This is a genomic window from Streptomyces sp. NPDC056527, assembly GCF_042794475.1.
In the GTDB taxonomy this organism is placed as follows: Bacteria; Actinomycetota; Actinomycetes; order Streptomycetales; family Streptomycetaceae; genus Streptomyces.
In genome coordinates this window covers 60206-73096 of record NZ_JBHTTQ010000030.1, presented here as the reverse complement: position 1 = coordinate 73096, position 12891 = coordinate 60206, and the positions used below count along the sequence as shown (strand labels likewise).

The following is a 12891-nucleotide window of genomic DNA, read 5'->3' as shown; positions in this document are numbered from 1 at the left end:
GATGTCATCGGCGGGCCGGCCCTCGCGGACATCCGTGCGATCAGAGGGGCAACCCGGCGTAGTTCTGCGCCAGTTCGGCCGCGGCATGCGGCGAGGTCGCGATCCGCTCCAGCTGGGAGAGCTGGAGCCGGGTGTCGAAGGGCGGCTGACCGGGATCGGTGTGCAGCGTCGTCGTCATGAAGTACGAGAAGTGCTCGGCCCGCCAGACCCGGCGCAGACAGGTGTCGGAGTACGCGTCGAGCAGCTCCGTGGAGCCGGTCGCGTACCGATGGGCGAGGGCCCGCGCCAGGACGATCACGTCGGCCGCGGCGAGGTTGAGCCCCTTCGCGCCGGTCGGCGGGACGATGTGCGCCGCGTCCCCGGCGAGCAGCAGCCGCCCGTACCGCATCGGCTCGGTCACCGAACTGCGCATCGGCAGCACCGACTTCTGTATGACCGGGCCGCGCTCCAGCCGCCACCCGGGCTCGTCGCGGAGCGCGAACCGGGCGTCCAGCTCGTCCCAGACGCGCCGGTCGGACCAGTCGGCCGGATCGGTGCCGTTCGGCACCTGGAGGTAGAGCCGGCTCACGGCCGGCGACCTCATGCTGGCCAGCGCGAAGCCGCGCTCGGAGTGGGCGTAGATCAACTCGTCGTACACGGGCGGGGCTTCGGCGAGGATGCCGAGCCAGGAGTACGGATACGTCCGCTCGTACGTCGTGCGCTCCGACTCGGGCACCGCCGTGCGCGCGACCCCGTGGTAGCCGTCGCAGCCGACGACGTAGTCGCACGTCAGGGTCTGTTCGCGACCCTCGTGGGTGTAGCGGATCGACGGGCGGTCCGTGTCGACGCCCTCCACCGCCCGCACCTGCGCGCCGAACAGCAGGGGCCCTCCCTCGGCGATCCGGAGAGCGATCAGGTCCTTGACCACCTCCGTCTGCGCGTACACCCAGACCCGGCGTCCCTCGGCGAGCGAGGGGAGGTCGATCCGGTGGGCACGCCCGTCGAAACGCAGCTCGATGCCCTCGTGGGGCAGGCCCTCGGTGTCGAGCCGTGCCCCGGCTCCGGCGGCGCGCAGGGCGTCGACGGTGGCCTGTTCGAGGATTCCGGCGCGCTGGCGCCGCTCGACATAGGCGCGGTCGCGGGATTCCAGGACCACGCAGTCGACACCGGCGTTGTGCAGCAGACGGGCGAGCAGCAGCCCGGAGGGGCCGCCGCCGATGATCCCGACGGTGGTGTGCATGAGCTCTCCGTGTTCGTATAGTGAAATAAACTTCACTCAAGAGTGGGCTGAGTCTGCGCCCGCCGCGGTCGACTGTCAACGCCCGGCGTGGACACACCGGGCCCCCTCCGTCGTCTTTCATTACGGTGTCCCCAGGATCCGTCAGGGAGAGTCCATGCCATCGACCGAAACCGCTCCGGCGCCGGACGCGCCGCACGAGCCGGACGTCCCGCAGGAAGCCGTCGCCCCGCTGATACGCGGCCTGGCCGTGCTGCGCCGACTCACCGACGCCGACGGGGCGCTCAGCCTCAGCGAGCTGGAGCGCACCACGGGTCTGGCCCGCTCCACCGTGGACCGGGTGACCGGCACGCTCGCGCGCATGGGATACGTACGCCTCGACGGCCGTGACGTCTTTCTCGCCCCCCACCTGATGGAACTCGGCAACGCGTATCTGGCCGCGCTCGGACTGCCGGGCCTGCTCGGCCGCCACGCCGACGCGCTCGCCGACGAGCTCGACGAATCGGTCTCCCTCGCGGTCGCCGACGGCGACGGCATCCGCTTCGTCCATCAGGCCACCCGTCGGCGCGCCATGTCCCTCAGCTTCCGCATCGGTGACCTGTTGCCCGCCGAACGTACCGCCCCGGGGGCGCTGTTCGCCGCGGACTGGGCCGGGGCGGAGTGGGATCGCTGGCGAACCCGCAGGGCCGCCGACCCGCGGAGCGCCGGCTTCCCCGCCGTACCGCCCGGAAGCGGGCCGGACGAGAGGGAGTTCGCGGCCTCGGCGGCGCGGGCGGCGGAGCGCGGCTGGTCGATGGACGACCAGCTCATCGAGCCCGGCCTGGTCGCCCTGGCCCTGCCCCTACGGGACGCGCGGGGCGCCGTCGTCTGTGTGGCGAGCGTCGTCAGCCACACCAGTCGCCACACCGCCGACTCGCTGCGCGAGGCCATGCTGCCCCGGCTGCGGGCCGCCGTCGCGTCGTGGGAAGCCCTGCTGCGCGAGCATGCCGAGGGGCCGACCGGCCGACGGGCGCCCGGTGACGCGGCGGCACAGGGCCCCGGGCCCGGTGCGCCGGGCCTCGGCGCAGGTCCGGACCGCGCGGCGAAGGCGTCTCCCGGACCCGGTCTCGCCGACTGGACCCATGCCTCGAAGCAGGAACTCGGCCGCGGGTTCATCGAGTCCCTGGCCCGCGGCCTCACGGTCCTCACCGCCTTCGGCGAGGACCGCTCCGCGCTGCCCCTGACCGCCGTGGCCGAGGCCACCGGGCTCGCCAGGGCCACCGCCCGGCGCGCCCTCATCACGCTGGAGCACCTGGGCTACGTCAGCGCCGAAGGGAGGCTGTTCCGGCTCACGCCCCGGGTGCTCGGGCTCGGCTTCCCCCACCTCTCACGGATGCCGCTCCCGCAGATCGCGGCCCCGCATCTGGCCGAACTGTCCGGGCGCGTCCACGACTCGGCCTCGCTGGCGGTGCTCGCCGGTGCCGACGTCCGCTACACCGCCCGGGTCGCCACCCGCCGCGTCATGAGCGTGCATATCACCGTGGGCACCCGCTTCCCCGCCCATGTCACCTCCCTGGGCCGGGTGATCCTCGCCGACCTGCCGCCCGAGGCACGCACCGCGTGGCTGGAGTCCATCGAGCCCGAGGCCCTGACCCCGTACACCGTCACCTCCCGCGCGGAGCTAGCCGCGGTCCTGGAGCGCGTACGGGAGCAGGGGTACGCCCTCGTCGACGAGGAACTGGAACAGGGGCTCCGGTCCATCGCCGTCCCGGTGCGCGATCGCGCGGGCGTCGTGGTGGCGGCCGTCAACGTGGCCATGCACAGCAGCCGTCGCAGCGTGGCGGAGTGCGTCGGGGACGTCCTGCCCGAGCTGCGCGCCGCGGTCGCCGGGATCGAGGGCGACCTGCGGACGGCGGGGCGGTTCGCCCACGTGTCGGAGGCCTGAGCGCCGCTGAGGACCGGCTGCGATCAGGAGGACCTCAGCAGCGTCCTCGCACGCCCCGCGAGCAGAGGCATCAGGTTCTCTCGCCATGTGTCGAGCGAGACCATGCCGCTGGACATGCCGCCGTGGGCGTACGGCTTGCGGTACACGGACGACGCCGGGTCGCCGACGAGATCGACCCCCACGAGCTCGTTGAACGTCGTCCGCAGGAGTTCGACCGCTTCGCGGAGCGACGCCGGTATCTCCGTATCGGAGAGCCGGTCGCGAAGGGCCCGCCAGACGTAGGGGTCGCCGCGCAGGCCCCACCTCTCCGGCTCCGGATCGAAGAGACAGGCCATTGTCACCGCTGCCGCGTCATCGTGTGCCATGCCGGAAGTCTCGCAGAGCCCCGCCCCTGACCCGCGCGGGGGAGGCCCCTCGCAATCGGCGCCGGCGCATGGCCTCCTGGCGGCATCGGGATGGGCCCGGAGGCGGGAGGGTCGCCCCGCTCAGGACGCGACCGGCTCCGCCGGGTCGCGCAGACGCTCCGCCGCGTCCGAAACCCGCAGGAGCAGGTTCATGAACTGTGCCTGTTCCTCGGCGGAGAGCGGGGCGAGGAACACCTGGTTCATCCGGGCCGTCCGCACCGTGAGCCTGCGGTGCGTCCGCTCCCCGTCCTCGGTCAGCCGCAGCAGGAATCGCCGGCCGTCCTCCGGGTCGCGCACCTTGTCGAGCAGCCCGCGCCGGGTGAGCCGGCTGACGACCTCGGCGATGGTGGAGCGGTCGAGGCCCACGCGTTCGCCCACGGTCCGCTGATCGAGGCCGGGCTCGGCCGTCAGGGCGTTCAGGACGCCGAACTGCGGAGAGGTGATCTCCTCCGAGACCATCGTGGTCCAGAGCAGGTGGTGCGCCTGCTGGAGCCGCCGGGCCAGGTGCCCGGGATGGGTGGTCAGATCCACCGCGGCCATCGTCTGCCTCCGGTTGATTTCGTTGGTGTACTGAACAATACGCGCCCTCCGATGGTTGCCCGGGCCGCTATTGACGGCCGTCGGGTCCGGTGCCAGCATGACGGCATTGAATCGAATGCTCAGTGCACTGACTAATTGGTGATGGAGTCGGAGGCTTCTCGTATGGACAAGGTGGTGGCCACCGCCGCCGAGGCGGTGTCCGACATGGGAGACGGAGCGTCAGTCGCCGTGGGCGGCTTCGGTCTCAGCGGAGTGCCGAACGTGCTGATCGGCGCGGTGCACGCGCGCGGAGTCGGCGACCTGTGTGTCGTGTCGAACAACTGCGGGGCGATGGACTCCGGTCTCGCCGTGCTGCTGTCCGCCGGGCGGATCGCCCGGGTGACGGGCTCGTACATCGGGTCGAACAAGGAGTTCGCGCGGCAGTACCTCGCCGGCGAGCTGGAGGTCGAGCTGATCCCACAGGGCACGCTCGCCGAGCGGCTGCGGGCCGGCGGCTGCGGCATCCCCGCCTTCTACACCCCCGCGGGCGTCGGCACCCAGGTCGCCGAGGGCGGCCTGCCCTGGCGCTACGACGGTGCCGGCGGGGTCGCGCTGGCCTCGCCGCCCAAGGAGGTGCGCGCGTTCGACGGGGTCGAGCACGTGCTGGAGCACGGCATCCGCACGGACTTCGCACTCGTCCGCGCGGCCCGCGGCGACCGGCACGGGAACCTGGTCTTCAACAAGTCGGCCCGGAACTTCAACCCGCTCGCCGCGATGGCCGGGAAGGTGACGATCGCCGAGGTCGAGGAGCTGGTCGAACCGGGCGGTATCGATCCCGACGAGGTCCATCTGCCCGGCGTCTTCGTCCAGCGGGTGGTCGCCCTGACCTCCGAACAGGCCCGGGACAAGGGCATAGAGAAGAGGACCACGCGATGAGCTGGACCCGAGAGCAGATGGCCGCCCGGGCCGCCCGCGAGCTGAAGGACGGTCAGTACGTCAACCTGGGCATCGGCCTGCCGACCCTGATCCCCAACCACCTCCCCGAGGGCGTGGAGGTGGTCCTCGAGTCGGAGAACGGCATCCTCGGCACCGGGCCCTTCCCGGCCGAGGGCGAGGTCGACCCCGATCTCATCAACGCCGGCAAGGAGACCGTCACGGTCCTGCCCGGTGCCTCGTACTTCGACTCCGCGCTCTCCTTCGGGATGATCCGGGGCGGCCACATCGACGTCGCCGTCCTCGGCGCCATGCAGGTCTCGGCGCGCGGAGACCTCGCCAACTGGGCCGTGCCGGGCAAGCTCATCACCGGAATCGGCGGGGCGATGGACCTCGTGCACGGCGCCCGGACCGTCATCGTCGTGATGACCCACACCGCCAAGGACGGCACCCCGAAGATCGTCGAGGAGTGCACCCTCCCGCTGACCGGACGGGGCTGCGTCGACCGGATCGTCACCGACCTCGGCGTCCTCGACGTCACCGACGACGGACTGGTCCTCGTCGAGACCGCACCCGGCGTCGACCCCGCCGACGTCCTCGCCAGGACGGCCGCAGAGGTCCGCCGCGCCGTCGACACCCCCGCCCGCCGACACTGACCCCGGGAATCCTCATGGCCCTCACCCAGTCGGACATCGACACCGAGATCGACGAGCTCCAGAGCGCGTACGACAAGGAGCGGGCCGCCGGCGCCGCGCCCCGCAGCCACCCGGCCCGCGACTACGCCCCGTACCGCAGCTCCCTCCTCCGCCATCCCCACCAGCCGCTGGTCGCCGTCGACGGCGGCGACCCCGAGACGGTGGAGCTCTCCGGCCCCGTCTTCGGGCCGACCGACATCACCGAGACCGACAACGACCTCACCCGGCAGCATGCGGGCGAGCCCCTCGGCGAGCGCATCACCGTCTCCGGGCGCCTGGTCGACCGGACCGGCCGTCCCGTGCGCGGTCAGCTCATCGAGCTGTGGCAGGCCAACGCCTCCGGCCGCTACGCCCATCTGCGCGACCGGCACCCGGCCCCGCTCGACCCGAACTTCACCGGCGTCGGCCGCACCCTCACCGACGACGAGGGCCGCTACACCTTCACCACCGTCAAGCCGGGCGCCTATCCCTGGCGCAACCACACCAACGCGTGGCGCCCCGCCCACATCCACTTCTCGGTGTTCGGCACGGCGTTCACCCAGCGGCTCGTCACGCAGATGTACTTCCCCGGCGATCCGCTCTTCGCCCACGACCCGATCCTGCGCTCGGTCACCGACCCGGCCGCCCGCGAGCGGCTCGTCGCCACCTACGACCACGCGCTGTCGCGGCCCGAGTTCTCCCTCGGCTACGCCTGGGACATCGTCCTCGACGGTCCCTCCGCCACCTGGCTCGAAGAAGGGCGCTGACCGACGATGACGCTTCTCCCGACCCCGTCCCACACCGTCGGCCCCTTCTACGGCTACGCCCTGCCCTTCCCCGAAGGGGAGCGGATGGCGCCGCACGGCCATCCGGACCGGATCGTCCTGCACGGATACGTGTACGACGGTGAGGGCGCCCCCGTCCCCGACGCGCTCCTCGAGTTCTGGCAGGCGGCCCCCGACGGCTCGCTGGCCGGCGCGCCCGGCTCGCTGCGCCGCGACCCCGTGACCGGCGGTCACCTCGGTCGCAACGGGACCGACTTCACCGGCTTCGGCCGCGTCGCCACCGACGCCGACGGCCACTACGCCCTCCACACCCTGCCGCCCGGCAACGCGGGGCTGCCGTACATAGGCGTCTGCGTCTTCGCCCGCGGACTCCTGCACCACCTCTTCACCCGGGCCTATCTGAGGGACGGAGCCGATCCGCTGCTCGACTCGCTGCCGGCCCCGCGCCGGGCGACGCTGGTGGCCCGGCCCGACGAACACGGCGCACCCCGCACGTACCGCTTCGACATCCGCCTTCAGGGCGAGGGCGAGACGGTCTTCCTGGAGTTCACGTGACCCCCGACCCGTATGACGCGGAACCTCTCGACAGCGGTCTGCTGGCTCCCGGCCGGGCGGGCTCCCCGGCCGAGGCCGCCACCGGCGACACGGCGTTCCTGTGGGCGATGCTCGGCGCGGAGGCCGCCCTCGCCCGTGCCCAGGCGGCCGCCGGGCAGGCGCCGGCCGAGGCCGCCGACGCGGTCGCGGCCGCCGCCGACGGCGCCCGACTCGACGTACGCGACCTCGCCCGGCGCGCCCGCGCGGGCGGCAACCCCGTCATCCCGCTGGTCGCCGACCTCACCGCCGCCGTGCCGGGGGAGTGGCGGGCGTACGTCCACCGGGGCGCGACCAGCCAGGACATCCTGGACACCGCGGCGATGCTGGTCGCGCGCCGAACCCTGGACCTGGTCCTCGACGACCTCGGCCGCGCGGAACGGGCGCTGGGGGCCCTGGCCGGCACCCACCGGGACACGGTCATGCCCGGCCGGACCCTCACCCAGCACGCCGTGCCCACCACCTTCGGCCTCAAGGCGGCCGGCTGGCGCTCGCTGATCCTCGACGCCCGGGACCGCCTCCTCGTCGTACGGGACTCCCTTCCGGTCCAACTCGGCGGAGCCGCCGGAACCCTGGCGGCCTTCGCGGCCTACGCGAACGAGGCGGACGGAGCGACCGAACGGCTCGTCACGGCCTACGCCCACGAGACCGGTCTCGCCGTGCCCACCCTGCCCTGGCACACCCTGCGCACCCCGATCGCCGACCTCGCGGGAGCCCTCGCCTTCACCGCGGGGGCGCTCGGCAAGACCGCCGTCGACGTCCTCACGCTCTCCCGCACCGAGATCGCGGAGGTGGCGGAGGCCGCGGGTGGCGGCTCCTCCGCCATGCCGCACAAGGCCAACCCCGTACGAGCCACGCTCATCGCCTCGGCCGCGCGGCGCGCCCCGCACCTCGCGGCCGTCCTGTACGCCTCGATGGCGGCCGAGGACGAGCGCCCGGCGGGCGCCTGGCATGCCGAGTGGGAACCGCTGCGCGACCTGCTCCGTCTCGTCGGCGGGGCGGCGCGCGACACCGCGGAGCTGACCGCGGGCCTCCGCGTCCACGCGGACGCCATGCGCGCACACCTGGGTCTCACCGGAGGGTCGATCCTGTCCGAGCGACTGTCCGTCGCCCTCGCACCGGTCCTCGGCCGGGCGCGCGCGAAGGAACTCCTCACCGAACTCGCCCTGCGGAGCCGTGCCGAGGGGCGCCCGCTCGCGGAACTCCTGCGCGAAGCGGCGGAGTCGAAGCACCTCGACCTCGACGAGCTCACCGACCCCACTCGCTCGACGGGCTCCGCAGGAGCCCTGACCGACCGCGCACTGGAGCGACCTTGACCCCCCTCACCCCTCAACCGCCCCATGGAGTACCGCACCATCGCGTCGAGGGGCCGTCCACCGCACCGGTCCTGATCCTCGGCCCCTCGCTGGGCACCTCCACCGCCCTGTGGGACGCGGTCGCCCCCGAACTGTCGGTGACCCACCGCGTCGTCCGCTGGGACCTCCCCGGCCACGGCGGCTCCCCGGCCTCGCTCATCGGCCCCGGAGCGACCGTCGCCGACCTGGCCGGTCTCGTCCTCTCCCTCGCCGACGCGCTCGGGGCCGAACGCTTCTCGTACGCGGGCGTCTCGCTCGGCGGAGCCGTCGGCCTGCATCTCGCCGTGCACCACCCCGAGCGGGTGGAGCGTCTCGCGGTGCTGTGCTCCTCCGCCCACTTCGGCGGCTCCACGATGTGGGCGGAACGCGCCGCGACCGTCCGGCGCGAGGGCCTGGCCGCCCTCGCCGAGACCGCCGACGCCCGCTGGTTCACGCCCGGATTCACCGTGCCCGCCCTCGTCGACGACCACCGCAAGGCCGACCCCGACGCGTACGCCGCCTGCTGCGACGCGCTCGCCGCCTTCGACCTCCGCGACCGGCTTCCGTCGATCGGCGCGCCCACGCTCCTCGTCGCCGGTCGCGAGGACCCGGCGACCCCACCCGCGCATCTGCGGGAGATCGCCGACGCGGTTCCGGGCGCCACGCTCACCGAGATCCCCGGCGCCTCCCATCTGGCACCCGCCGAACAGCCCGGCGCCGTCCTCGCCGCGCTGCGAGGCCACCTCACGGACGGCGGCGCGCGGCGGGGCATGGAGGTCCGCCGCCAGGTGCTGGGGGACGCGCACGTGGACCGCGCCCAGGCGCGGCAGACGGAGTTCACGGCCCGTTTCCAGGACTTCATCTCCCGCTACGCCTGGGGCGAGATCTGGACCGATCCCACCCTGTCGAGGCGCGAGCGGAGCCTGGTCACCCTCACGGCGCTCGTCGCCCATGGCCACCTGGACGAGCTGGCCATGCATGTCCGTGCGGCCCGGCGCAACGGTCTGCGGCCCGACGAGATCGGAGCCGTGCTGCTCCAGGCCGCGGTCTACTGCGGCGTCCCGGCCGCCAACGCGGCCTTCGCCGTGGCCCAGCGCGTGCTGGCGGAGGAGGACACTCCGCAGGCGTGACCGGGCCCCAGCCCTCCGCGTCGCCCCGACCCCGGCTTCATGACAACCATTTTCATCAAATGGTGCTCGGCGGTCTCCGGCGTGCAGTACATCCGCCGAGGGCGGAGCATGAACGTGAGGAGGGTGGGGGCGGCGGACCAGGAGGCTGCCATGCCCGACGAGCTCGTCGTACTGAAGAACGTCGACAAGCACTTCGGTGCGCTCCACGTGCTCCAGTCCATCGACATGACCGTCGGCCGGGGAGAGGTCGTCGTCGTCATCGGACCGTCCGGTGGCGGGAAGTCGACCCTCTGCCGGGCCATCAACCGCCTGGAGACCATCGACTCCGGCGAGATCGTCATCGACGGCAAGCCGCTGCCCGCCGAGGGCCGCGAGCTCGCCGCGCTCCGCGCCGACGTCGGCATGGTCTTCCAGTCCTTCAACCTCTTCGCGCACAAGACCGTGCTGGAGAACGTCACCCTCGGCCAGATCAAGGTCCGTAAGAAGGACAAGAAGACCGCCGAGAAGCGGGCCCGTGAGCTGCTCGACCGCGTCGGGGTGGCGAACCAGGCCGACAAGTACCCCGCCCAGCTCTCCGGCGGTCAGCAGCAGCGCGTCGCCATCGCCCGTGCGCTGGCCATGGAACCGAAGGTGATGCTCTTCGACGAGCCGACGTCCGCGCTCGACCCCGAGATGATCAACGAGGTCCTCGAGGTCATGCAGCAACTCGCCCGTGACGGGATGACCATGGTCGTCGTCACCCATGAGATGGGCTTCGCGCGTTCCGCCGCCAACCGCGTGGTGTTCATGGCGGACGGCAGGATCGTGGAGGAGACCACGCCCGACCAGTTCTTCAGCAACCCGCGCAGCGACCGGGCCAAGGACTTCCTGTCGAAGATCCTGCACCACTGAACACCGGTCCCCACGCGCGCCCAGCAGCCCCCAGGGGTGATCACATGAATGCTCGCAAGCTCACCAAGGCCGGGGTGGCCGCGGCCGCCGCGCTCGCCCTCTCCTTCTCCGTGGCCGCCTGCGGCGACGACAACGGAGGCGGCAGCTCGGCCTCCGACAACGAGAAGATCACCGTCGGCATCAAGTACGACCAGCCCGGCGTCGGGCTCAAGACCCCTGACGGCACGTACACCGGCTTCGACGTCGACGTGGCCACGTACATCGCGAAGCAGCTCGGCCGCGATCCCGGTGACATCGAGTGGAAGGAGGCCAAGAGCGCCGACCGGGAGACGATGCTCCAGCGCGGTGACGTCGACTTCATCGCGGCCTCCTACTCGATCAACGACCAGCGGGAGGAGAAGGTCGACTTCGCCGGTCCGTACCTCCTGGCCCACCAGGACGTGCTGATCCGCGCGGACGACAACTCCATCACCAAGCCCGAGGACCTGAACAACAAGAAGCTCTGCTCGGTCACCGGCTCCACGTCCGCGCAGAACGTCAAGGAGAAGATCGCCCCCAACGCGCAGCTCCAGGAGTACGGCGGTTACTCGGAGTGCCTCACCGGCCTGGAGAACGGTGTGATCGACGCGCTGACCACCGACGACGCGATTCTCGCCGGTTACGCCTCGCAGCCCGAGTTCGAGGGCAAGTTCAAGCTCGGCGGCTTCAAGCTGAGCAACGAGAACTACGGAATCGGTGTCCAGGAAGGCAGCGAACTCAAGGGGCAGATCAACGACGCCCTGGAGAAGATGGTCGCGGACGGCTCCTGGGACGCGGCCGTGAAGAAGAACTTCGGCCCCGCCGAGTACCAGAACGAGCCCGCGCCGGAGATCGGCGTCATCGTCAAGTAAGTGGGTCGCCGTGTTCGACTTCCTCGAAGGCTACGACCTGCTGGGAGCGTTCTGGGTGACGGTGCAGCTCACCGTCTACTCCGCGATCGGCTCCCTGATCTGGGGGACGTTGCTGGCCGCCATGCGCGTCAGCCCCGTCCCCCTGATGCGGGGCTTCGGCACCGCCTACGTCAACATCGTCCGGAACATCCCCCTCACGGTGATCATCGTCTTCACCTCGCTCGGCCTGTTCCAGACCCTCGGCGTCAACATGGGCGCCGAGGACTTCACCACCATCAACTTCCGCCTCGCCGTCCTCGGCCTGATCGCCTACACCTCCGCCTTCGTCTGTGAGGCGCTGCGCTCGGGCATCAACACGGTTCCCCTCGGCCAGGTCGAGGCGGCCCGCGCCATCGGACTCAACTTCTCCCAGGTGCTGCGCCTGATCGTGCTGCCGCAGGCGTTCCGCTCGGTCGTCGGACCGCTGGCCAACGTCCTGATCGCTCTCACCAAGAACACCACCGTGGCCGCCGCCATCGGCGTCGCCGAAGCCGCCCTGCTGATGCGCGAGATGATCGAGAACGAGGCCCAGCTCATCCTCATCTCGCTGATCTTCGCCGTCGGCTTCATCTGCCTCACGCTCCCCATGGGGCTCTTCCTCGGCTGGGTGAGCAAGAAGGTGGCGGTGAAGCGATGAAGGAGAAGCCCACCACCCTCTACGATGTGCCCGGTCCGCGCGCGAAGCGGCGCAACCTCCTCTACACCCTGCTCTTCCTGGTCGCCGTCGCCGGCCTGATCTGGTGGGTCGTGGCCACCCTCGCCGATCAGGGCCAGCTCGAATGGGCCAAATGGTCCCCGTTCTTCACGGACTCCCGCACCTGGACGACGTTCCTGCTGCCCGCCCTGAAGAACACCCTCATCGCCGCCGCGCTCGCCGTGGTCATCGCCCTGCCCGTGGGCGCCCTCCTCGGCATCGGGCGCCTCTCCGACCACGTCTGGATCCGCGGCGCGGCCGGCACGGTCGTGGAGTTCTTCCGCGCCATCCCCGTGCTGATCCTCATGCTCTTCGCCAATGCCGCCTACTCCGAGTTCACCGACATCAGCCCGGAGAACCGGCCCCTCTACGCGGTCGTCACCGGCCTCGTCCTCTACAACGCCTCCGTCCTCGCCGAGGTCGTACGGGCCGGCATCCTCTCCCTGCCCCGCGGCCAGACCGACGCCGCCAAGGCGATCGGGATGCGCAAGGGCCAGACCATGACGAACGTCCTGCTGCCCCAGTCGGTCACCGCGATGCTCCCGGCGCTGGTCAGCCAGCTCGTCGTCATCGTCAAGGACACCGCGCTCGGTGGCGCGATGCTCGGCTTCTCCGAGCTCCTGGCGTCCGTGCGCCCGATGAGCGCCAACTACGGAGCCAACACGATCGCCAGCTTCACCGTCGTCGCCGTCATCTTCGTCATCCTGAACTTCGCCCTGACCACCTTCGCCGGTTGGCTGGAACGCAGACTGCGGCGCGGCAAGAAGTCCACGGGAGCCGTCGTCGGCGCCGGCGCCGTCGAGGAGCTCGCGACCCCGGGCGAGCACATGGGCCCCGCCGACGGGACCAAGTGAACGGCTGATCGGA

The 12891-nt window shown here is 71.6% G+C and carries 14 protein-coding genes; 11 read left to right on the top strand and 3 right to left on the bottom strand.

Annotated elements, in window-relative coordinates; translation table 11 throughout:
- Nucleotides 1–40: 40 nt before the first annotated feature.
- Entirely contained in the window at nucleotides 41–1219 is a 1179-nt protein-coding gene (locus tag ACFQ7Q_RS17455) for a 4-hydroxybenzoate 3-monooxygenase (protein WP_383555578.1), read from the bottom strand.
- A gap of 154 nt (nucleotides 1220–1373) precedes the next feature.
- Between ACFQ7Q_RS17455 and ACFQ7Q_RS17450 the strand changes: the two genes are divergently transcribed.
- Nucleotides 1374–3140 carry an IclR family transcriptional regulator C-terminal domain-containing protein gene (locus tag ACFQ7Q_RS17450; protein WP_383555575.1) on the top strand — a complete coding sequence of 589 codons (1767 nt, stop codon included), beginning with the start codon at nucleotides 1374–1376 and terminating at the stop codon, nucleotides 3138–3140.
- Nucleotides 3141–3163: 23 nt separating this feature from the next.
- Here ACFQ7Q_RS17450 and ACFQ7Q_RS17445 read toward each other — a convergent pair whose 3' ends face one another.
- Complete coding sequence (locus ACFQ7Q_RS17445) at nucleotides 3164–3505, bottom strand: hypothetical protein (RefSeq protein ID WP_383555573.1); 342 nt, start codon at nucleotides 3503–3505, stop codon at nucleotides 3164–3166.
- Between the two features lie 120 nt (nucleotides 3506–3625).
- Entirely contained in the window at nucleotides 3626–4084 is a 459-nt protein-coding gene (locus tag ACFQ7Q_RS17440; protein WP_383555570.1) for a MarR family winged helix-turn-helix transcriptional regulator, read from the bottom strand.
- A gap of 162 nt (nucleotides 4085–4246) precedes the next feature.
- Between ACFQ7Q_RS17440 and ACFQ7Q_RS17435 the strand changes: the two genes are divergently transcribed.
- The 10 genes from ACFQ7Q_RS17435 (at nucleotide 4247) to ACFQ7Q_RS17390 (ending at nucleotide 12878) form a co-directional block, all read left to right on the top strand.
- Complete coding sequence (locus tag ACFQ7Q_RS17435; protein ID WP_383555567.1) at nucleotides 4247–4999, top strand: CoA transferase subunit A; 753 nt, start codon at nucleotides 4247–4249, stop codon at nucleotides 4997–4999.
- Complete coding sequence (locus ACFQ7Q_RS17430) at nucleotides 4996–5652, top strand: CoA transferase subunit B (protein WP_383555564.1); 657 nt, start codon at nucleotides 4996–4998, stop codon at nucleotides 5650–5652. Before ACFQ7Q_RS17435 ends, ACFQ7Q_RS17430 begins: the two co-directional genes overlap by 4 nt.
- Before the next feature lie 14 nt (nucleotides 5653–5666).
- Nucleotides 5667–6437 carry a protocatechuate 3,4-dioxygenase subunit beta gene (gene pcaH, locus ACFQ7Q_RS17425; protein WP_383555561.1) on the top strand — a complete coding sequence of 257 codons (771 nt, stop codon included), beginning with the start codon at nucleotides 5667–5669 and terminating at the stop codon, nucleotides 6435–6437.
- 6 nt (nucleotides 6438–6443) lie between these two features.
- Entirely contained in the window at nucleotides 6444–7010 is a 567-nt protein-coding gene (gene pcaG / locus ACFQ7Q_RS17420; protein ID WP_383555558.1) for a protocatechuate 3,4-dioxygenase subunit alpha, read from the top strand.
- Nucleotides 7007–8362 carry a 3-carboxy-cis,cis-muconate cycloisomerase gene (pcaB, locus tag ACFQ7Q_RS17415; RefSeq protein ID WP_383555556.1) on the top strand — a complete coding sequence of 452 codons (1356 nt, stop codon included), beginning with the start codon at nucleotides 7007–7009 and terminating at the stop codon, nucleotides 8360–8362. Before pcaG ends, pcaB begins: the two co-directional genes overlap by 4 nt.
- Nucleotides 8359–9510, top strand: coding sequence for a 3-oxoadipate enol-lactonase (pcaD, locus tag ACFQ7Q_RS17410; RefSeq protein WP_383555553.1), 1152 nt, complete (start codon nucleotides 8359–8361; stop codon nucleotides 9508–9510). Before pcaB ends, pcaD begins: the two co-directional genes overlap by 4 nt.
- Before the next feature lie 108 nt (nucleotides 9511–9618).
- Nucleotides 9619–10401: an amino acid ABC transporter ATP-binding protein gene (locus ACFQ7Q_RS17405; RefSeq protein WP_383555549.1), complete on the top strand. Its 783-nt coding sequence runs from the start codon at nucleotides 9619–9621 to the stop codon at nucleotides 10399–10401.
- A 44-nt stretch (nucleotides 10402–10445) separates the two neighbouring features.
- A complete protein-coding gene (locus ACFQ7Q_RS17400) occupies nucleotides 10446–11291 on the top strand; it encodes a glutamate ABC transporter substrate-binding protein (RefSeq protein WP_383555546.1) in 846 nt (281 codons plus the stop codon).
- 10 nt (nucleotides 11292–11301) lie between these two features.
- Complete coding sequence (locus ACFQ7Q_RS17395; protein WP_383555544.1) at nucleotides 11302–11967, top strand: amino acid ABC transporter permease; 666 nt, start codon at nucleotides 11302–11304, stop codon at nucleotides 11965–11967.
- Nucleotides 11964–12878 carry an amino acid ABC transporter permease gene (locus ACFQ7Q_RS17390; protein ID WP_383555541.1) on the top strand — a complete coding sequence of 305 codons (915 nt, stop codon included), beginning with the start codon at nucleotides 11964–11966 and terminating at the stop codon, nucleotides 12876–12878. The genes ACFQ7Q_RS17395 and ACFQ7Q_RS17390 overlap by 4 nt, the downstream gene beginning before the upstream one ends.
- Nucleotides 12879–12891 lie beyond the last annotated feature (13 nt).